General features: G+C 69.6%; 17 protein-coding genes and 3 pseudogenes. 10 read left to right on the top strand and 10 right to left on the bottom strand.

Annotation, left to right across the window (positions count from 1 at the left end; all coding sequences use genetic code 11):
• Window positions 1–201: 201 nt before the first annotated feature.
• The 5 genes and pseudogenes from AB0915_RS17375 to AB0915_RS17355 form a co-directional block, all read right to left on the bottom strand.
• Window positions 202–366 (bottom strand): hypothetical protein, encoded by a 165-nt coding sequence (locus AB0915_RS17375; protein ID WP_366691896.1) that lies wholly within the window; start codon window positions 364–366, stop codon window positions 202–204.
• Between the two features lie 136 nt (window positions 367–502).
• Window positions 503–1264: a hypothetical protein gene (locus tag AB0915_RS17370; protein ID WP_366691895.1), complete on the bottom strand. Its 762-nt coding sequence runs from the start codon at window positions 1262–1264 to the stop codon at window positions 503–505.
• Window positions 1261–1887 (bottom strand): RNA polymerase sigma factor, encoded by a 627-nt coding sequence (locus AB0915_RS17365; RefSeq protein ID WP_366691894.1) that lies wholly within the window; start codon window positions 1885–1887, stop codon window positions 1261–1263. Before AB0915_RS17365 ends, AB0915_RS17370 begins: the two co-directional genes overlap by 4 nt.
• A 177-nt stretch (window positions 1888–2064) precedes the next feature.
• Window positions 2065–2499, bottom strand: coding sequence for a hypothetical protein (locus AB0915_RS17360; protein ID WP_366691893.1), 435 nt, complete (start codon window positions 2497–2499; stop codon window positions 2065–2067).
• A 693-nt stretch (window positions 2500–3192) separates the two neighbouring features.
• Window positions 3193–3627 (bottom strand): annotated as a pseudogene (locus AB0915_RS17355) (VOC family protein).
• Between the two features lie 914 nt (window positions 3628–4541).
• Here AB0915_RS17355 and AB0915_RS17350 point away from each other — a divergent pair.
• The 3 genes from AB0915_RS17350 (at window position 4542) to mug (ending at window position 7923) form a co-directional block, all read left to right on the top strand.
• Window positions 4542–5771, top strand: a complete 1230-nt coding sequence (locus AB0915_RS17350) for an APC family permease (RefSeq protein ID WP_366691901.1) — start codon at window positions 4542–4544, stop codon at window positions 5769–5771.
• Window positions 5772–5903: 132 nt separating this feature from the next.
• Complete coding sequence (purB, locus tag AB0915_RS17345; RefSeq protein ID WP_366691892.1) at window positions 5904–7346, top strand: adenylosuccinate lyase; 1443 nt, start codon at window positions 5904–5906, stop codon at window positions 7344–7346.
• Window positions 7347–7365: 19 nt separating this feature from the next.
• Window positions 7366–7923, top strand: a complete 558-nt coding sequence (gene mug, locus AB0915_RS17340; RefSeq protein ID WP_366691891.1) for a G/U mismatch-specific DNA glycosylase — start codon at window positions 7366–7368, stop codon at window positions 7921–7923.
• A gap of 306 nt (window positions 7924–8229) precedes the next feature.
• Here mug and AB0915_RS17335 read toward each other — a convergent pair whose 3' ends face one another.
• Together AB0915_RS17335 and AB0915_RS17330 are read right to left on the bottom strand one after the other, a co-directional pair.
• Entirely contained in the window at window positions 8230–8967 is a 738-nt protein-coding gene (locus AB0915_RS17335; RefSeq protein WP_366691890.1) for an ABC transporter permease, read from the bottom strand.
• Window positions 8968–8969: 2 nt separating this feature from the next.
• The gene (locus AB0915_RS17330; RefSeq protein WP_366691889.1) at window positions 8970–9908 is read right to left on the bottom strand and encodes an ATP-binding cassette domain-containing protein; all 939 of its coding nucleotides are present in this window, start codon (window positions 9906–9908) and stop codon (window positions 8970–8972) included.
• Window positions 9909–10016: 108 nt separating this feature from the next.
• On the opposite strand from AB0915_RS17330, the gene AB0915_RS17325 reads away from it, so the two are divergent.
• From AB0915_RS17325 to AB0915_RS17315, 3 genes are all read left to right on the top strand, one after another.
• Complete coding sequence (locus tag AB0915_RS17325) at window positions 10017–11189, top strand: histidine kinase (RefSeq protein ID WP_366691888.1); 1173 nt, start codon at window positions 10017–10019, stop codon at window positions 11187–11189.
• A 4-nt stretch (window positions 11190–11193) separates the two neighbouring features.
• Window positions 11194–11844 carry a response regulator transcription factor gene (locus AB0915_RS17320; protein ID WP_366691887.1) on the top strand — a complete coding sequence of 217 codons (651 nt, stop codon included), beginning with the start codon at window positions 11194–11196 and terminating at the stop codon, window positions 11842–11844.
• A 99-nt stretch (window positions 11845–11943) separates the two neighbouring features.
• Window positions 11944–13101, top strand: coding sequence for an ROK family transcriptional regulator (locus AB0915_RS17315; RefSeq protein WP_366691886.1), 1158 nt, complete (start codon window positions 11944–11946; stop codon window positions 13099–13101).
• 48 nt (window positions 13102–13149) lie between these two features.
• On the opposite strand, the gene AB0915_RS17310 is transcribed toward AB0915_RS17315, so the two are convergent.
• Window positions 13150–13914 carry a GntR family transcriptional regulator gene (locus tag AB0915_RS17310; RefSeq protein ID WP_366691885.1) on the bottom strand — a complete coding sequence of 255 codons (765 nt, stop codon included), beginning with the start codon at window positions 13912–13914 and terminating at the stop codon, window positions 13150–13152.
• Between the two features lie 249 nt (window positions 13915–14163).
• Window positions 14164–15048 (bottom strand): RNA polymerase sigma-70 factor, encoded by an 885-nt coding sequence (locus AB0915_RS17305; protein ID WP_366691900.1) that lies wholly within the window; start codon window positions 15046–15048, stop codon window positions 14164–14166.
• Window positions 15049–15214: 166 nt separating this feature from the next.
• Between AB0915_RS17305 and AB0915_RS17300 the strand changes: the two are divergent.
• The 4 genes and pseudogenes from AB0915_RS17300 to AB0915_RS17285 form a co-directional block, all read left to right on the top strand.
• Window positions 15215–15460, top strand: a pseudogene (locus AB0915_RS17300) (alpha/beta fold hydrolase); the annotation flags it as partial.
• Between the two features lie 274 nt (window positions 15461–15734).
• A complete protein-coding gene (locus AB0915_RS17295; protein ID WP_366691884.1) occupies window positions 15735–17315 on the top strand; it encodes an alkaline phosphatase D family protein in 1581 nt (526 codons plus the stop codon).
• An 83-nt stretch (window positions 17316–17398) separates the two neighbouring features.
• Window positions 17399–17774: pseudogene (locus tag AB0915_RS17290) on the top strand (SWIM zinc finger family protein); the annotation flags it as partial.
• 138 nt (window positions 17775–17912) lie between these two features.
• Window positions 17913–19340 carry a GNAT family N-acetyltransferase gene (locus AB0915_RS17285; protein ID WP_366691899.1) on the top strand — a complete coding sequence of 476 codons (1428 nt, stop codon included), beginning with the start codon at window positions 17913–17915 and terminating at the stop codon, window positions 19338–19340.
• Here the strand turns inward: AB0915_RS17285 and AB0915_RS17280 are convergent.
• Window positions 19276–20487 carry a PLP-dependent transferase gene (locus AB0915_RS17280; RefSeq protein ID WP_366691883.1) on the bottom strand — a complete coding sequence of 404 codons (1212 nt, stop codon included), beginning with the start codon at window positions 20485–20487 and terminating at the stop codon, window positions 19276–19278. The two genes, AB0915_RS17285 and AB0915_RS17280, sit on opposite strands and share 65 nt — an antisense overlap.
• Between the last annotated feature and the right edge of the window lie 37 nt (window positions 20488–20524).

The raw sequence follows: 20524 nt of genomic DNA, 5'->3' as shown, positions 1-20524 counted from the left end.
GCGTGTTTCGAAAGTAGCGTCGTCCGCCCGTAGGGCGGGCCAGGCGGCGTCTGGTGCGTGCGATCGCAAGGCGGAGGGTCGCCCCGATACTGGGCATATCGGGGCGAGCCCGACAACGCAGCGAGCGTGCGTGCCAGACGCCGCCTGGCCCGCGGGACTTTCGAAACACGCCCTAGTTCCGTGACCGGCAGTGTTTGCCGGTCACGGTGCCCGGTGGACCACCGCGAGCAGTTCCTGTCGGTTCATGAAAGACACCCGTTGGATTCCATCGGTCGAGCCGGTATCGGAGATCACCCAGGTGTCCACCAGATCGCGGACGGAAGCGAGGCAACGCTCGATGACGCACGCCTCGTTCTTGACGATCATGCACAGGCGGATGGACGGCTTCATGGCAACACCAATCCCCGGCAAGTAGGTCCGAAGGACCTTAGGGAAACCGCCCGGGAAGGTGATGGCGGCACGCCGGAGCCGCGGGGGGTGAACTCCCCGTCCAGGGCCTGTTTCAGCGTGCGGTGGAGTCGCTCTGGGCGCCGTTCCGGGCGCCCTTCACCGATTCCGAGGTCTGCCCAGGGTCCGGTACTTCCGGCTTCCGCTTGTCGGTCCGGCCCTTCTCCTTCGATGTCTTGGGACCGAGAAGCCCGTCGCAGTAGCCCGGCACCGCCGATGCACCACCGGCCGCAGCCTCCAGCCGGTCGAAGGCCGTAGCGTCCGCGGCCTTTCCCTTGCCCGGAGCCACGCGGTAGGCACGGCAGTGCGCCTCGTCGTCCTGTGCCTGGTCCGGGTGGCCGGCGGAGCGACCGGAACCCGGCGGATCGGTCGGCCTCTGGTGTGTACGGCCTTCGGCGGGCGTCGGCGCACCTGACTGGGGGCTGCCGGGCTCATCGGGTGCGGTGGAGGCACTCCTCGCGGGGTGTGCGGGACGCGTCCGGTCGCGCCCATCGTCATCGAACGGCGTCGGCATCGCACCCGAACCCGCGGCCACCGCGACCCCGCCGAGCGTCGCCGCGGCCGCGAAGCCGGCGATCATCGTCCGCGCCGAGCGCACGAAGCGCAGCCGTTCGACCCGTCGCCAGTCGTCGCGTCTGCGACGCCGCAGCGGCGACACGGGTGCGAGTGCCCCCTCGTCGCGCGCCGCCCGGAAGGCACCGAGCGCCCGCTGCTCGGCTGCGGGGCCGGTCTCACCGGAACGTTGCACGGCTGCCAGCAGAGCGGCCACTTCGCGGGATACCGGCGCATCGGTCGCCCGTGGCGATTCATCTCTCATGTCTCATCTCTCAGCGTGCGGCGTGACGCAGACGTCACACTGCCCGACCCTGCTGAGCCCAGATGCTCGGCCAGTCTCTGCAGTCCACGGTAGGCAGAGGTGCGTACGGCGCCCGCACGCTTGCCGAGCACCCGCGCCGTCGCGGGACCGTCGAGGCCGACGACGACACGCAGCAGAACAGCTTCCGCCTGCTCCCGCGGCAACCCGCGGATGAGTGCGAGCGCCTGCTGGGTGGAGAGCGCCTCCAGGGCGGAACCGGCGGTGTCCTGACTGTCCGGCAGTTCGAGAATGTCCCGCTCCAGAAGTGCGGTGCGCGGCCGCCGCCGCTGCTTGCGCAAGTGGTCCAGCGCCCGGTGCCGGGCGATCGTCGCGGTCCAGCCACGAAACCCCGCCCCATCCCCACGGAACCGTCCGAGGTCACGGGATATCTCCAGCCAGGCGTCGGAGGCCACGTCCTCGCCGTCCTCACCGACCAGTCCCCGTACATAGCCGAGCAGCCCGGGATGGACGAGCCGGTACGCCGCGGCGAAGGCTTCCTCGTCACCTTGCTGAGCCCGCTCCACCGCGGCCCCGAGCTCGGCGTCGTCCACCTCCCCGCGGCGCTGTTCTCCGCCCTTGGCCACACTTTCCTCTTCGTACCGACTTCGTCCGACGTATACCGCCCCGACACGGCTCGCCGGGCCCTCGTCCCGTTGCCCGTACACCCCTCGACTACCTCTGCGTGACGGCACACAGAAATGTCACAGCCCGGGGGTTCGCGATGCGAGGCAATCCGCTGCGCAGGTCCGGATCCGCCCAGGTCACAGGGCGGCGACGGCGCGGCGGGCGCGCCCGTGCAGCAACAGGTAGAAGCGCTGGAGCGACTCCTCCGACGCCGACTCGAATCGGTTCGCCACCTTCCCGAACGGGTTCCAGATCCGCCCGTCGGGCATGCGAACGCCCGCCGACTGTCCGAACAACTCCCGCTGGCCGTCGTCGAGGTCCACCCATCGACCGCCTGCCCGGCGCACCATGACTTCACCGGTGTATGCGCCCAGCCCCCGCAGAAACGGCTCGACCTGACCCCGCTCCGGCCGACTGTGCCGCAGTCCGTCGACGATCAGGTCGACGAGCCGCAGACTGGCCACGGAGTAGTCGAGCGGCAGCCGGTTCCGCTCGGTCAACTGCGCGACGAAGCGCGTGACATAGGCCCGCATTTCCGACGCCGAAGCAAGCTTCCCAAGATCACTATCCATGCCTGTCCCAGCGGCGGACGGCCGGATAGCATCACAGGTATCGGACGTGTCTGTTCTCATACGGCGAGTTCCAGCCAGTCATACAACCCACCGCCCCTCTCATACGTCGGCAGGCCACGCCGCATCAGCCGATGGCGATAAGCGGATGGGCAGAGAGCTTGGTCCACGCCAGGATGCTGTCCATCGTGGCGCGCGGCACCGACAGGCTGCTACGCACCGGGCCACTGAGCCGCTGTGGGTTGGAGCGTCGGACGTCGTACGGGTGAAGGTGAGGTCGGGCCGGCAGAGCAGGGCACTGCCGAAGAACCCGAAGCTGCACATGGTCGACCCCGACCCAGGTGTCAGCAAGGCCGGGTCCAGGAACCAGGCTGAGGCGTCCCTCGCGCCCGACGATACTGAGAACGCGGCGTTCGCGCTGGGGGGACCCCAGACGCCACGCGTCGGACACCGACGGTGCCCTCTCGCATCCGACCTGGCGCAGAGCGTCGCCGCTGGGCTGCGGTGCGCCAGATTCAGCGAGACGCAGACCACCGGGTCCGTCTCATCGAACTTGTCGCAATCTGTCGAACCGGCCGGACGGCTCACCCGTCCCGAGCGCCTGATCCGGCGATCTGCGCCACAGCGCCCTGACAGGTCGGGGGCGGTTCTTCGTCTTGGCCCATGGGGACAGAACGAGGACACGTTCGCGGCCCCTCAGTCGAGACAGAACTCGTTGCCCTCGATGTCCTGCATCACGATGCACGACTCGTTGTCGCCATCGGCAGACAGTAGTCGCACGCGTACCGCGCCGAGCGCGACCAGTCGTGCGCACTCGGCCTCGAGTGTGGCGAGGCGCTCTTCACCCACGAGCCCGGTGCCGACCCGCACGTCAAGATGCAACCGATTCTTGACGACCTTGCCTTCGGGAACGCGCTGGAAGTACATTCGCGGGCCCACACCTGAGGGATCCATGCAGACGAACGCCGAACCCTGACGCTCAGGCGGCAGCGAGCGATTGAAATCGTCCCAAGCAGCAAACCCCTCCGGCGGCGGCGGTACGACGTACCCCAACACCTCGCACCAGAAACGAGCGACGCGCTCAGGTTCTGCGCAGTCGAAGGTAACTTAAAACTGCTTGATCGATGCCATCGGTCCACCATAGTGACGCGTGCTGTGCACCGAGACCCCGGGGTGTCATCGCCGCGCGGGTCGAGGTCTCGCGTGACATGAGTAGCGCCAACCGACCAGATCGCCTGAGACAACGAGCGAATCGCGCCAGATCACCTGAGACGGGGGGCCAATTCGCGTGAGACGGGCCAACCGCGACGCCCACGGACGCGGGTACGCCCACTCCTGTCTTGTCCTGTCCTGTCCTGTCCTGTCCTGTCCTGTCCTGTCACAGTGCATCTGGCAGAGAGTGGGCTGCCAACCTGCAGGGTTGCCATGTCGCTTGAGAACGCTGCCTCTCGGTGTTCTCAAACGACATGGCTTTCACAGGTGGATGGCGTCATTGGCCTCGGTCAGCGACTCCAGCCGCCGGTACGCGACCGCCCTCAGGTCGGGCCGGTGCTCCTCGAAGTCCACGGCTAGCAGGGCTTTCCCTCTATCCGTCACATTCTCCCGTTGGGGCCCGTCAGTGAAGTGACGAAGCAGCACCGACCCACCCGGTGTGACCGAGAGCCAACTCGGGCCAGGTCTCGCACGGGTGCGGGACGTCACCGCAGTCAGGGTCGTCGGTGTGCAGGGCCTCGGGCATCGACACCGGCACCGGCCTCTATTACGGAGTGTCGGCACTCGGTTCGTCCACGGGGATCCGGATCGGGCTGAACCCTGCCCCGTAACTCCCGTCCTTTCCGCACACGAGCCCCGGAGCCCCTCGGCCTCACCCGAGAGGCTCCAGCCATGCGTGGGCGAGGCCACCGCCTCGTCACTTTCGGTCTGTACGGTGCGCCCCTAAGGACAGCGGCTGCGAGTGGAGGCAAAGGGTGAGTGGCGTGGCAAGTGCGCCGGGCGGTGGTGCGGTCGGCCGTGACGCGTCCGACGGCGGTGGACTCGGACGGCGACTGGGTGTTTTCGACGCAGTGGTCATCGGGCTGGGGTCGATGATCGGGGCCGGCGTCTTCGCCGCGTCGGCCCCCGCCGCCCGGGCTGCCGGGTCGGGGCTCCTGATCGGTCTGGGCGTGGCCGCGGTCGTGGCGTACTGCAATGCGACGTCCTCCGCGCGGCTCGCCGCCCGCTATCCGGCCTCCGGCGGGACGTACGTCTACGGACGTGAGCGGCTGGGAGATTTCTGGGGCTACCTGGCCGGCTGGAGCTTCGTCGTCGGCAAAACCGCCTCGTGCGCAGCCATGGCCCTGACGGTCGGCGCCTACGCCTGGCCGGGCCAGGCCCATGCGGTGGCGGTCGGCGCCGTGGTGGCTCTCACCACCGTGAACTACTGGGGCGTGCAGAAATCCGCATGGCTGACCAGGGTGCTCGTGACGGTGGTCCTCGCAGTCCTGGCCGCCGTCGTCACCACGTGTCTGACCGGCGGCGCGATCGAGCCATCCCGGCTGGCGCCCGGGGCGGACGCCACGGCGGGCGGAGTGCTGCAGGCGGCTGGGCTGCTGTTCTTCGCCTTCGCCGGCTACGCCCGCATCGCCACGCTGGGCGAGGAGGTCCGCGACCCGGCCCGCACGATCCCCCGTGCCATCCCTCTTGCAATGGGCATCACCTTGATCGTGTACACGGCGGTGGCCGTCGCGCTGCTGTCGGTGCTCGGGCCTGCCCGGCTCGCCGACGCCTCGGCGCCGTTGGCGGAAGCGGTCCGTGCGTCCGGCACGCCCGGTCTGGCACCGGTGGTCCGCATCGGCGCGGCACTCGCCGCACTGGGTTCCCTGCTCGCCCTCCTCCTCGGCGTCTCCCGTACGACGCTGGCCATGGCCCGCGACCGCCACCTGCCGCATGCCCTGGCCACCGTCCACCCCCGGTTCGCCGTCCCGCACCGCGCAGAACTGGCCGTAGGCGCGATCGCCGCCCTCGTGGCCGCCACCGGCGATATCAGGGGCGCGATCGGGTTCTCCTCGTTCGGCGTCCTGCTGTATTACGCCGTCGCCAACGCGGCCGCCTGGACGCTCACGCCGTCCGAGGGCCGCCCTCCACGCGCCGTGCCGGCCCTCGGTATGGCGGGCTGCCTGGTCCTGGCATTCACGCTTCCCCTGCATTCGGTTCTGTCGGGCGCGTGCGTGGTGCTGGTCGGCGCGGCTGCCTACGGCATCCGCAAGGGCGGGCGCCCGCACCGTCCGAGTCGCTGAACGGCGACCGACCCGGTCCCTCGACCCGACCGCTGCGGGACGGCCCTTCTCGCACAAGCGGTCGCGTTTGTCGTAAGCCACAAACCGGACCACGGCGCTGGCCTGCAGAAACCACCAGTAGAATCTGGACACGTGACTGCTGTGTCTGCGAAGCCTCGCATCCCCAATGTCCTGGCCGGCCGCTATGCCTCCACGGAGCTGGCCGTCCTCTGGTCCCCCGAGCAGAAGGTGAAGCTGGAGCGCCAGCTCTGGCTGGCGGTGCTGCGCGCTCAGAAGGACCTCGGGATCGAGGTACCCGACGCCGCCCTCGCCGATTACGAGCGTGTCCTGGACCAGGTCGACCTCGCCTCCATCGCGGAACGCGAGAAGGTTACCCGGCACGACGTCAAGGCACGGATCGAAGAGTTCAATGCTCTCGCCGGGCACGAGCAGGTCCACAAGGGCATGACTTCCCGGGACCTCACCGAGAACGTCGAGCAGCTGCAGATCCGGCTCTCGCTGGAGCTCATGCGCGACCGCACCGTGGCCGTCCTGGCCCGGCTCGGCAGGCTTGCGGGCGAATACGGCGAGCTGGTCATCGCCGGCCGCTCCCACAATGTCGCCGCCCAGGCAACCACTCTCGGCAAGCGTTTCGCGACCGCGGCGGACGAGCTGCTGGTGGCGTACGGCCGGCTGGAAGACCTGCTGGGTCGCTACCCGCTGCGGGGCATCAAGGGCCCCGTCGGCACGGCGCAGGACATGCTCGACCTGCTGGGCGGTGACGCTGGCAAGCTCGCCGACCTGGAGCAGCGCATCGCCGTCCACCTCGGCTTCGGACAGGCGTTCACCTCGGTCGGCCAGGTCTACCCCCGCTCGCTCGACTACGACGTCGTGACCGCACTGGTGCAGCTGGCCGCCGCGCCCTCGTCGGTCGCGAAGACGATCCGGCTGATGGCCGGGCACGAGCTGGTGACCGAGGGATTCAAGCCGGGTCAGGTCGGCTCGTCCGCGATGCCGCACAAGATGAACACCCGGTCCTGCGAACGCGTCAACGGACTGATGGTGATCCTGCGCGGCTACGCCTCGATGACGGGCGAGCTGGCGGGCGACCAGTGGAACGAGGGCGACGTGTCCTGCTCCGTGGTCCGCCGGGTGGCGCTTCCGGACGCGTTCTTCGCGTTCGATGGTCTGCTGGAGACCTTCCTCACGGTGCTCGATGAGTTCGGGGCGTTCCCGGCGGTCGTGGCCCGCGAACTGGACCGGTACCTGCCGTTCCTCGCCACGACCAAGGTATTGATGGGCTCGGTGCGCGCCGGTGTCGGTCGCGAGGTCGCCCACGAGGCCATCAAGGAGAACGCGGTCGCCGCCGCTCTGGCCATGCGCGAGCAGGGCACGGAGCGCAACGAGCTGCTCGACAAGCTCGCCGCCGACGGCCGCATCCCGCTGGACCGGGAGCAGCTGGACGCGCTGATGGCCGACAAGCTCTCCTTCACGGGAGCGGCCGGCGACCAGGTCACCGCGCTCGTCGCCCGGATCGAGGAGATCACCAAGCAGCACCCCGAGGCCGCGGGATACACGCCGGGCTCGATCCTCTGACAGTCGGAACCGTCGCCGGATGACACCCGAAGAGCTCCAGGCCGCCCGCGACCGCGTCGTTCCCGATGTGGTCGCGGGCGGCTTGCGCGTGCTGTTCTGCGGAATCAACCCGAGCCTGATGACGGGCGCCACGGGCCACCATTTCGCCCGCCCCGGCAACCGCTTCTGGCCGGTGCTCCACCTGTCCGGCTTCACTCCCCGCCAGTTGAAGCCCTCGGAACAGCATGAGCTGCTGGCCTACGGTCTGGGCATCACCAATGTGGTCGCCCGGGCCACGGCGAGAGCAGACGAACTGGCCGCCGAGGAGTTCCGCGAGGGCGGACTGATCCTCACGGCCAAGGTCGAACAGCTGCGCCCGCAGTGGCTGGCGGTGGTGGGGGTCACTGCCTACCGCACCGCCTTCGGCGAGCGTCGCGCGCAGATCGGCCCGCAGGACCGGACGATCGGCGGTGCCCGGGTCTGGGCCCTGCCCAACCCCAGCGGCCTCAACGCCCACTGGACCGCTCAGAGCATGGCCGAGGAGTACGGGCGCCTCCGCGCGGCAGCTGACTTCACCGCTCCCGATCATTCGGACTGAGCCGGACCGCGGAAGCGAGCACCAGAGGTCTGCGGTGAGGGGCTCGGGGGAATTGAGTTCAGGGGGTGGGAGGTTGCAGGGCCGGCGGCACCCGCGTCCTCACATCCGAGGGTCGATGAGCCCTCCCGTCGATGCGGCGGAGGTGATGGCCGGTGGCCATGCCGCCGGTCAACGGCCAGGCACTGACAACAGGTTCCGGCATGAGCCTTGAGGGGCTGTCAGCCTCTCGTGCATGGACGGCGCCATTCCCGGCCCCTTCCGCGACCATCTCCCGATGTGCACCCACCAAACCACGGACATCGGTCCTCAGGCGTCCCTGCGCCTCATCGCCCACCAGCCGACAAGCAGCGCGAGGCCTGCCCAGCCGGCCGTGACGGCCAGCCCTGCCCATGGCCCCAGACTGCCCTCCGGATTCTGGTGCAGTACCAACTGTCCGGCCCGGTCCGGCAGATAGAGCGCCACGCCGCTCGCGATGTCCCCGACCACGAAGGAAACGATCAGGATGAACGGGATGAGCAGGCTGAGTACGGCGACCGCGCTGCGCAGCAGCACCGTCAGGCCGGCGGCGAACAGGGCCATGAGGGCGAGGTATATCCCGCCTCCGAAGGCGGCTCGGAGAGCTCCGGGTTCGGCCAGACCGATCGCGTACTTCCCCATGAAGAGCTGGCCCACCAGGAACGCGGTGAAGCTGGTGGCGAGCCCGACCACCAGGGCGAGCGCGCCGATGAGGGTCATTTTCGCCGTGTAGAAGAGGCCACGGCGTGGCACCGCCGCGAGCGATACCCGCAAGGCACCATTCAGATACTCGGAGGAGAGCGCTGTGGCGCCGAAGCTGATGGCAGCGATCTGGCCGAAGTTCAGTGCGTAGAAGGCGCCGAAGACCAGGTCGGTGTCCGAGCCCTCCGCCTCGGCCTGACCAACGGTGGCGAAGGCGAGCAGGGTGACAGCGAGTGTCACCAGGAAGACCGCCATCAAGGAACCGGCCACGGACCGTACCGATCTGATCTTGATCCACTCGGAACGGAGCACGTCGGTGGTCGACATGGTCAGGCCTCCTGGCGGGTAGCGGGTGACACTGCTGCGGACGCGAATTCCGTCGCATCGGCTGTGAGATCGAGATAGGCCTGCTCCAAAGTGGCCTGTTCGTCGATGAGTTCAAGAATGGGGATGCCCTCGAAGGCGGCGATGGCGCCGACCTCCTCCGCTCTGGCGCCCTCGACGATCCAGCGACCGTCGTCGCTCTGTACGAGCTCGTGTCCCTTGCCGGTCAGCACGTCGCGGAGCCGACCCGACTCCGTCGTGCGTACGCGCACGCGCGGGCGGCTGCGGGAGTCGAGGAATTCCTGCATCGGCTGGTCGACAAGGAGTCTGCCTTGGCCGAGGACCACCAGGTGGTCGGCGAACGACGACGTCTCGTTCATCAGGTGACTGGAGACGAGAACCGTGCGGCCCTCGCGGGCCAGCCGTTTCATCAGCTCCCGTATCCAGATGATGCCTTCCGGATCCAGCCCGTTCGACGGTTCGTCCAGCATGACGACGTCCGGGTCGCCGAGCAGAGCAGCCGCTATGCCGAGGCGCTGTCGCATACCCAGCGAGAACGTCTTGATCCGGTGGCCGCCGACCCGGCCGAGCCCCGCCTCCTCCAGAACCGCCTCGACCCTGCCGGCAGCAAGGCCGTTGCTCGTCGCGAGAGCCAGCAGATGGTTCCGCGCGGTCCGCGAACCGTGGGCGGCCTGGGCATCGAGCAACGCGCCGACCCGGCGCAGCGGATGGTCGAGTGCGGCGTAGGCCTGCCCGCCGACAGTGGCCGTACCACCGGTCGGCCGGTCCAGGCCAAGGACGAGTCGCATGGTGGTGGACTTGCCGGCGCCGTTCGGGCCGAGGAAACCGGTGACCCGGCCGGGTCGCACACTGAACGTGAGGCGGTCCACCGCGCGGGTCGCGCCGTATTCCTTGGTGAGCTCATGGACGTCGATGCTGGTCATGTCCTCAGCCTGGCGGCCGCACCCCATTCCCGCCCTCCCCCGCCGGAGGGGATCATCTCCCTCGCTCGGGGGAGCCGTCGCGCTCGCGACGGCTGGCACGATGGCAGCATGCGTCGCCATATCCGTCCGCTGACCGAGCCGGTCACCTACACCCGCTGGCTGCACATGCTCATTCCGTGCGCGGTCGCCAGTGTGTGGCTGTTCATCTCCGTGGACACCCCATGGGCCCTCGCGATCTTTGCCGTGCCTGTGGGCCTGGTCCCCGGAATGCGTCTCGCCGAGGGGGTTCAGGCTCAGCTGTTGCTGATGCCGTCGGAGCGCGGCCGACCCGACGCATCAATCTCCGCGGCTCCGGCGGATACCTGGGCGGCCCGCTGGCGAACCGTGGTCTGGCTGGAGGTGCGGCTGCTGCTCTCGGCGGTGGCGGGGTTCGCGACGGTGTGGTTGTCCGCCACGGCAGTTGACCTCGTCCTCACCGCGTCGGGTTCGGGCCCGAGCGACGAATGGCTGATCCGCGGGGTGGAGCCGCACTGGTGGTACGCGCTGCTTGCACCCGTGCCTCTTCTCCTGCTGCTCGCAGTTGTCGTGATATGCGGTGAGGTGATCACGGCGGCGGCGCGGCGGCTGCTCGGTCCGTCACCGGTGGAGCGGTTGACCGCGCTGGAGGAGCGCACCGAGCAGTTGCTGGAGCGCAATCGCATTGCGCGCGAGCTGCACGACTCGATCGGGCATGCCCTGACCGTGGCGGTCGTCCAGGCGGGTGCGGCGCGGGCGGCGAACGATCCGGCGTTCACCGAGCGGGCACTGGCCGCGATCGAGGAGACGGGCCGGGCGGCACTGGACGATCTGGAGCGGGTGCTCCGGGTCCTGCGGGAATCGCAAGCACCGGTGGGACAGCGGCCGACACTCGCCGAAGCGGACCGGCTGCTGGACTCGGCGCGAGGGTCGGGGGCGAAGGTCGACGCCGAAGTCTCCGGTCCGGTGGAGCTGGTGCCGGGACCAGTGTCCCGCGAGGGGTACCGGATCCTGCAGGAGTCCCTCACCAATGTGCTGCGTCACTCCGGGTCCGTCCCCGTGCGGGTGAGAATCACGGTCGCGGACGGCTGGCTGGAGCTTGAGGTGACCAATCCGCTCACCGGGTCGATAGGTACTCCGGGCGGCGGCAGCGGACTGCGGGGCATACGTGAGCGGGCCGCACTCCTGGGCGGAAAGGCCAAGACCGGTCCGTACGACGGCGAGTGGAGGGTGCACGCGAGCCTCCCGCTGGACGGCCTACGCTGACCGGATGCCGGTTACCGTTCTTCTGGTCGACGACGAACCCCTCGTGCGCGCGGGACTGCGTGCGGTGCTTGAGGCCCAGCCCGATATCGAGGTGGTGGGCGAGGCCGCCGACGGTGCCGCAGTGATCCCGCTGCTGCGCCGACTGCGCCCCGATGTGGTGGCGATGGACGTGCGCATGCCTTTGATGGACGGCATCGAGGCAACCCGGGTGGTGCTGCGCACGGTGCCGGATCCGCCGAAGATCCTGGTGGTGACGACGTTCGAGAACGACGAGTACGTGTACGAGGCGCTGCGCGCCGGGGCGGACGGTTTTCTGCTCAAGCGAGCCCGGCCCTCGGAGATCGTGCACGCGGTGCGCCTGGTCGCCGAGGGCGAGTCGCTGCTCTTCCCGGCCGCGGTCCGGCAGCTCGCCGCCGAGTACGGGACGAGCAAGGCCAAGGCGGCCATGAAGCGCGCGGCGCTCACCGAGCGGGAAGAGGCGGTGCTCCGTTTGATGGCCCGGGGACTGTCCAATGCGGAGATCGCCGCCAAGCTGGTGGTCGGTGTCGAGACAGTGAAGACCCATGTCAGCGCCGTACTGGCCAAGTTGGGGGCCAGGGACCGGACGCAGGCGGTGATCGCCGCGTACGAGTCAGGGTTCGTGGCTCCAGGCTGACGCCGATGGCGCCCGGATCCCCGTTCCGGGGCACGGTCGCTCCGCTTCGGGGCAACGAGTACGATCCGCTGACATGCTCGCGAGCTGGGAGGACACACCGTGGGCCGGTTGACCGGTGGGGACCCGTCGCTGTTGCGACGGATCAATTCCGCGGTGGTACTTCATGCCCTCAGGGGCGCCGACTCCCCCACGCTCACGGACCTGACTCGTATCACGGGTCTGTCCCGGCCCACGGTCGAGGGCGTCGTCGAGGGGCTTTTCGAGGCCGGTCTGGTCGTCGAATCGGCGCCTGACGAGGGTGAGGCCCGACGTCAGGGCAGGCCGGCCCGCAGGTTCCGGTTCCGCGCCGAGGCGGGACATCTGCTCGGCATCGAGATCGGCCCGCACCGCGTCTCCGCACTTCTGTCGGGGCTGGACGGCAGGATCATCGGCGCCGGTTCACGCGAGGTGTCGGAGACCGCTTCCGCGGACGACCGGCTCGACCGGGTGAGGGCCGTCGTCGCCGATCTGCTGCGGCGCTCCGGGGTCGCCCGGAGCAGTCTGCGTGCGGTCGGGGTGGGCAGTCCCGGGATCGTGGAGGCCGACGGGACCGTACGCCTGGGCACCGCGCTGCCGGACTGGACCGGTCTCGCGCTCGGTGAGCGGCTGCGGCGCTCCTTCCGCTGTCCGGTGCTCGTGGAGAACGACGCAAACGCCGCGGCGGTGGCCGAGCACTGGAAGGGTGCCGCGACCGAGTCGGACGACATCGTGTTCGTCCTGGCGGGGCTGAGCCCGGGGGCCGGTTCGCTGATCGGCGGGCGGCTGCATCGTGGTTACGGCGGTGCAGCGGGCGAGATCGGCGCACTCCATCTGCTGGGCCGCGAGGTCACACCGGAAAAGCTGCTGTCGACGACGGACACACCGCTGGATCCGCTGGACGAGCAGGCGGTCGCCGCGGTGTTCGCGGAGGCCCGGCACGGCGATGTGCGGGCTCAGGCTGCGGTGGAGCGGTTCATCCAGCGGCTGGTGCACGATGTGGCGGCGCTGGTGCTGGCGCTCGACCCGGAGCTGGTGGTCATCGGGGGTTGGGCCGCCGGGCTGGACGGAGTGCTGGATCCGCTCCGCGGTGAGCTGGCCCGGTACTGTCTCCGGCCGCCGCGGGTCGCGCTGTCCATGCTGGGCGAGGCGGCCGTGGCCACGGGCGCCCTGCGGCTGGCGCTCGACCATGTCGAGGAGCAGCTCTTCGCCGTGGAGGGATCGGTGACGGCCCGCCGCTGAGCGCGACGGGCCGTTCGTTGCGTTCGAAGCCGGCGGGACCGGCCGGGCTCACGACGCGTGGCGCTCCTGGCCGGGGTGGCTGATCTCCAGGTCGCCGGAGTCACCGAACGTAAGTCGGCACGTGTCGGCCCGGTAGGTGGCGACGGAGACCGCAGCCGTGCCGCCCGCCGCGAGATAACGGGTGGTGACGACGAGGACCGGTGCGCCGGGGAGCCGGTCGAGCTCCTTGGCGTCGTCCGCTCGCGCGGAGCCGAGTTCCACCGAGCGGTCCTGACCGTCGAGGCCGAGACGGTGCAGTTCCCGCACGACGCTGCGGGCGCGGGCGGCACCCGACGGGGTCCCGATCGCGGACAGTTCGGGCACGGACGCCGACGGCACGTACAGCAACTCCGCAGCGACCGGCTGCCCCTGAGCGACCCGGATCCGGCGAACGATGTGCACCGGCTCGTCGCTCTCCACGTCGAGCATGGCGAGAACCGGGGCGGGCGCTGTCGCGCTCGTGCAGCCGATGGGCTGCCAGGCCTCGTCGGCGCCACCCGTCCAGTCGTGCTGCGCGGTCGAGACGGCGACGCCCACGCGCGGCGGAGCGACCGTGGTCCCCACGCCGCGGCGGCGCTGCAGCCTTCCTTCGAGTTCGAGCTGCTCGAGAGCCTGTCGGAGCGTTGCCCGGGCGACGCCGAACCTGGCTGCGAGCTCACGCTCGTTGGGCAGGATCTCTCCCACCGCAAAGTCCGAGTCGAGTGCCTCACTGAGAACGGTCTTGAGGTGCCAGTACTTCGGCTCCTGCACCGATTCCAGCTGCGTGGTCCCCACCCTGTCCTCCGCAATCACCCAGCGTCTTTTCCGCGACGTTATTTATTAAAGGTTCCTGTCTTAACGTTGAGACCATAGGGCGACACACCCCCTTGGTCAAGACCAATCCTTGTTCCGTCACACTGCGAATCGGGGCCCTGTCGCAGAGCGTTCACAGGACGTTCGTGGTGCCGTGCGGCGCGCGCAGCACAAAGCCCCACGTCCTGAGGGTCCGTGGGGCTTCGGCCAGCAGGGTGCCGGGACGGGCGGCTATTCGACGGCCAGGTTGGCAAGCTTGTCAGGGTTGCGGACGATATATACGCACTGGATAACGCCATCCCTTACGTCGATCTGGAAGACGCAATCGGGCTTTCCACCGGACAGCACCACCAGGGCGGGGCCACCATTGAGCTCCGCGAACCGGGTCTCGAAGTCGGCGGGCTGATCCTTCGCGACGGCCAGGAGGAAGCGACCGACCTTGTCCTGGCTCTCGATGATGCGCAGCGGCGCCTTGGACTTTCCGCCGCTGTCGCCGACCAGGCGCACATCGGGGGCGAGGAGCATCAGCAGCTCCTCGATGTCGCCGCCCGCCGCCGCGGCGAGAAACCGTTCGGTGAGGTCACGCCGCTGGGCCGGGTCGACGTCGTAGCGCGGCTTGCGCTCCTCCACGTGCCGCCGCGCGCGCCCGGCGAGCTGGCGCACCGCGGCCTCGGTCCTGTCGAGCGTCGCGGCGATCTCTCCGTACGGGAAGCCGAAGGCTTCGCGCAGGACGAAGACGGCGCGCTCCAGCGGGGAGAGCGATTCGAGGACGACCAGCACGGCGACGGACACGGAGTCTGCGAGGACGGCCTGCTCGGCAGTGTCGGGCACGGCGGGTCCGAAGTCGGTGACCAGCGGTTCGGGCAGCCACGGTCCGACGTAGGCCTCGCGCCGGGTGTGCAGCTGTCGCAGCCGGTCGATGGCGAGGCGGGTGGTGGTCCGCACGAGAAACGCACGCGGCTCCCGTACGTCATCGCGTGGCGCGGCCGACCAGCGCAGCCACGCCTCCTGCACCACGTCCTCGGCGTCGGCGATCCGGCCGAGCATGCGGTAGGCAACCCCGGTCAGTACGGGGCGGTGTTCTTCGAAGACGTCAGTAACGGTGTCGGCTGTCACCATCCCATCCCAGCCGACGCACCGGGCTGTGTCCAGCACGAATCGCCCGCCCCCTTGAACTGCGGTCCACTGAGCGGTAATTGTTATTTACGGGGCGTCTAAGTCCTGTCGCGCAGAGCCACTTCAGGCAAGGCGCATTCGTGCCGGACACCCCGAGAGCAACCGCATGGCCACCTCGGTCTCGTTCACCGTCGGCTCACTCGGAGGACCGCGGACCGTCTGCGTGGCGTACGAGCGCACCGGTTCCGGGGATCCGCTGTTGCTGCTCCACGGCATCGGCCACCATCGTCAGGCCTGGGACCCGGTGCTGCCGGTGCTGGCACCGGAGCGGGATGCCATAGTCATTGATCTGCCCGGTTTCGGCGTCTCCGCGGCGCTCCCGGACGACGTTCCGTACGACCTGGCGAGCGTGGCGCTGCGGCCGCTCAGCGACTGCGGCACCGCGTGCCCTGCGGACCGTACGGTGAACCTGGTTCTCGGTATACGCGCATCTGGCGCCCCCGGACATCGCGCGCGGCGTACGGCTGCTGGCGCAGGCCCAACGGCACACGCGCGGGCAGGACATCGACGGGAGTCGGGGCTCGGTGTTCATCTGAGGTTGGTGTGCCCGCCGCCGACGGGCACAAAGGTGGGGCTGGTCCACCGGCCACCCGTACCTCTGTCCCGCTGCCCCCGGAGGCACCTCGATGTCGTACCGTCCGCGCATCCCTTCGCCCGACCGCCGCACCGTGCTGCGCGGTTCGCTCGCCGCTTCGGCCGCGCTCGCCCTTCCCGTGGCGGGAGCGGCGGCCCCCGCCTTCGCCCTGTCCGGCCGTCCGCGCGCGGGCTGGGGCGTTCAGGTGGGTGATGTCACGGCGTCGTCCGCCCTCGTGTGGGTGCGTGCGGACCGGCCGGCCCGGATGATCGTGGAGACGTCGGCGACGGAGTCGTTCCGGCGGGCCCGCACCTGGTATGGACCGCTCGTCGGTCCGGGCACGGACTTCACGGGGACGACGCCGCTGTACGGACTTCCGGCGGGTGAGCAGGTGCACTACCGGGTGACGCTCACGGACCCCGACGATCCGCGCCGGACCGGTGAGCCGGTGTACGGAACGTTCCGTACCGCGCCTGCCCGGCGCCGGGACGGGGTGCGCTTCCTGTGGTCCGGCGATATCGCGGGACAGGGCTGGGGCATCAACCCGGACATCGGCGGATACCGGGTCTACGACGAGATGCGCCGCCTCGACCCGGACTTCTTCCTCTGCAGCGGCGACAACATCTATGCGGACGGTGTGATCGAGCCGAGCGTGACGCTGCCCGACGGCAGGGTCTGGCGGAACATCACCACCGAGGAAAAGGCGAAGGTCGCCGAGACGCTCGCCGAGTACCGCGGGAACTTCCGCTACAACCTCCTTGACGACAACCTGAAGAAGTTCAACGCGCAGGTGCCGTCGATCATCCAGTGGGACGACCACGAGGTACGCAACAACTGGTATCCCGGGCAGATCCTGGACGACACCCGATACACCGAGAAGAACGTGAATGTGCTGGCAGCGCGCTCGATGCAGGCATTCCGCGAGTACTTCCCGGTGTCCACGCTGCACGAATCGTCCGGCGACGGCCGGGTGCACCGGGTGGTCCGGCACGGGCCGCTGCTCGATGTGTTCGTCCTCGACATGCGTTCGTTCCGGAACGCCAACTCCCCCGGCCGGCAGCCCGACGACACCACGGGCATCCTCGGCGCCGAGCAGCTCCGCTGGCTCAAGCACGAGCTCTCGCGGTCGCGCGCGGTGTGGAAGGTGATCGCCGCAGACATGCCGCTGGGACTGGTCGTCACGGACGGTGCGACGAACTTCGAGGCGGTGGCGCAGGGCGACCCCGGTGCCCCGCTCGGCCGTGAGCTGCAGATCGCCGAGCTGCTGCGATTCATCAAGCACCGCCGGATCACCGGCACGGTCTGGCTGACCGCCGACGTGCACTACACATCGGCGCAGCACTACGCCCCCGAACGCGCGGCGTTCAAGGACTTCGCACCGTTCTGGGAGTTCGTGTCGGGTCCGCTGGCCGCCGGCGGTTTCCCCGCCAACGCACTTGACAACACCTTCGGCCCCGACCGGGTCTTCCTGCGCGCGCCCGACCGGGCGAACGTGTCGCCGATGGAGTCGCCGCAGTTCTTCGGAGAGGTCGACATCGACGGGGACAGCGGAGAGTTGACGGTGCGTCTGCGGGCGCAGGGCGGTTCGGTGCTGTTCACCACGGTGCTGCAGCCGGGGCGCGTCGGACAGTGAGCGGGCGCCCGTAGCCGATGTCGGGCGAGGCCCCGGACAGCCGTCCGGGGCCGATTTCCAGTGGTGGGCTCTACGGTTTTCGCATGACCCGATCCGTACAGGCCGTGGTCTACTCCCACCCTTCCGTTCTCGAGTCCTCCCAGACCGGACAGTTGCTCGGTCTGGAGACCGCGGACGGTCTGACGCCTCGGGGTTCAGAGCCCCATCCCCGGTTCTTCGCCGGCTTTCTCACCTCGCCGCAGATCGCCGCCCGCGGGCTGCCGGCCGTGGCGGACGTGGCGTCCACGCGCTACTACCGGCGGACCCTGCCTTCCTCCCTCGACCCGGTGGTGACGGGGAACGGCGATCGGCTGCGCTTCAAGTCGTTAGTCCGGCTGCTGTGGTGTGTATGCGCGCCTCGATGTGCTGCCGGACGGTCTGGGCGGCACGGAGACAGGGCACGGCACGACGAATGCGGACCCTGCAGCAGCCGCAGTCATCCACGGAAGCAATCAGTAAAAAACGGGTGATAAAGGTCTAGATCCACACTTAACCCATCCGTCACAAGGCGTTCGTGATCAGGCAACACCGCTCCGTCACAGTGAACTCATGACTGATGTGACCTCCGCGAAGAGTGCCCGCCGGCCGCACCACTGGCGACGGGACCTGATCGAGCTGGCCGCCCTGTTCACCGCCGTCGCGGTGGCCGATGCGATCGCCAACATGGCCGGGCACCAACCCGATGGACCGCATCTGCTGATCGTCTCGGCCCTGGCCCTCGTGGCGACGGCCGCGTTCCACACCTGGTGGGCACGGCGGTACAGTCACGCCCCGCCGCCGACCGCCGTCGACCACAGCGTGGACCACCACACGATCACCGACAGCGCGGCGGCCACTGCTGTCGCCGCACTCGTGACCACGCCCACCGCCGCCGGTCCGGCCCCGTCCGACGAGGAAGCGGTGCTGTGGCGGATGCGCACCACGGTCCGGGACACCCCCGGCAGCCTCGCCGCGCTCTGCATCGCGCTCGCCCGGCACCGGATCGACATCCTCACTCTGCAGACACATCCGCTGACACAGGGCACGGTCGACGAGTTCCTGCTGCGCGCACCCGCCTTGCTCCCGGCCCGGCAGCTGAGCCGGACGATCTCCGCCGCGGGCGGCAACTCCACCTGGATCGAGCGGGCCGACGCGCACGACCTGGTGGACGCCCCGACCAGGATCCTGGAACTCGCCACCCGCACCGCTCTGGATGCCGCTGAACTCCCGCTCGCCCTTCGCCAGTTGCTCGGGCGCTGCACCATCCACTCGCTGCCCGCCGTCTCGCTCACCGGTCGTGCGACCGGCGGGAGCGCGCCGGTCGAAGGGATGCTCGATGAGGCAGTGATGCGACTGCGCGACCCGTCCGGCGGTGCGATCACCATCGAGCGGCCCTATCTGCCGTTCACCCCGACCGAGTTCGCCCGGGCCCGCGCCCTGGTCGAGCTCGACGCCCGACTCGGCCCCCGCGTCCCGCGCAGCGAGCACGTGCTCACGCTCCCCGAGGGCAACGAGATCACCGTCCGCCGCGCGGACGGGAGCGACCTGGCCGCCGCCCGCGCCATGCACAACCGCTGCTCCGAGCAGACGCTGCGGCTGCGCTACCACGGTCCCGTCCGCGACGCCGACCGCTACCTGGACCACCTGCTGAGTCCCAGGTTCGGCCGCACCCTGGCCGTCCAGACGACCTCCGGCCGCCTGGTCGCCCTGGGACACCTCCTCTGGGACGGTGACGAGACCGAGGTGGCCCTCCTCGTCGAGGACGACTGGCAGCGCCGGGGCATCGGTTCGGAGCTCCTCGGGCGCCTGGTGACGCTCGCCGTCGAAGCCGGCTGCGACAGCGTCTACGCCGTCACCCAGGCCTCCAACACCGGCATGGTCGCCGCCATGCGAGCCCTCGAACTCCCCCTCGACTACCAGATCGAGGAGGGCACACTCGTCATCACCGCCCGGCTGGACGCGACTCCGGTACGCTGCCTGCCGCCGTACGAGCAGGCGGGTCGCTGAGCGCCTGACAAAGGTCGGCCCACAGGTCCTCGACGTCCTCGAGGCCGACCGACATGCGCAGCAGCCGGTCCCCGACCCCCGAAGCCTGCCGGTCTCCCTCCTCCACAATGCGGTGGCTGATGGAGGCCGGATGCTGGATCAGGGTGTCCACACTGCCGAGACTCACCGCGGGAGTGATGAGCCGTACGGCGGAGATCACCCGGTGCGGATCCCCGTACACCTCGAAGGAGACCATCGCCCCGCCCACCGCCGGGTAGTGGACCCTGGCGATGCGCGGGTCGGCGGCCAGCCGACGGGACAGTTCGGCGGCGCTCGCGGAAGCGGCACGTACCCGTACCGGCAGGGTGGACAGACCCCGCAGCAGCAGATATCCGGCCATCGGATGCAGTACCCCGCCGGTGGCGAAGCGCACCTGTCGCAGCCGGGCCGCGAACTCCTCGTCGCAGGCGACGACGCCGCCCATCACATCGCCGTGCCCGCCCAGGTACTTGGTGGCGCTGTGCAGAACGATCCGTGCGCCGTGCTCGACGGGCCGCTGGAGGACCGGGGTGGCAAAGGTGTTGTCGACGAGCAGCGGAACCGACCCGCAGGAGTGCGCGAGCGCCTGGATGTCGACCTCGGCGAGCGTCGGGTTGGCCGGTGTCTCGACCACGACCAGACCGGTGTCCGGACGGATCGCCTCCGCGATGCCCGCCGGATCGGTCCAGGTGACTTCGGTGCCCAGCAGCCCGGCACCGAGAAGATGGTCACTGCAGCCGTACAGCGGGCGGACGGCGATCACATGGCGCAGTCCCATGCTCGCGCGGGCCAGCAGAACCGCGGTGAGCGCCGCCATTCCGCTGGCGAACGACACAGCGCTCTCGGTCCCTTCGAGCCGGGCCAGAGCCGTTTCGAACCGGGCCGTGGTCGGGTTGTCGAGCCGGGCGTAGACGGGCGGCCCGTCGAGCCGGGCGCCGGTGGTGGCAAAGGTGTCGATCCGTTCCGCCTCTCCCCTGGAGTCGTACGAGGGGTAGGTGGTAGACAGATCGATCGGCGGGGCGTGCAGGCCGAGTGCAGCGAGGTCGTCGCGTCCGGCGTGCACGGCTTCGGTGGCCAGCGCCCTGGACCGGGGTGTCGTCGAGGGCCGCATCGAGGCTTCGGTGTCCATGACACCACTCTGAACAGGTGCCGGGCCGTGGCGCCGA

It is taken from the genome of Streptomyces sp. NPDC048411 (assembly GCF_040704695.1).
In the GTDB taxonomy this organism is placed as follows: Bacteria; Actinomycetota; Actinomycetes; order Streptomycetales; family Streptomycetaceae; genus Streptomyces.
The sequence above is the reverse complement of the archived record's forward strand: the minus strand, read 5'-3'. Positions and strand labels throughout refer to the sequence as shown.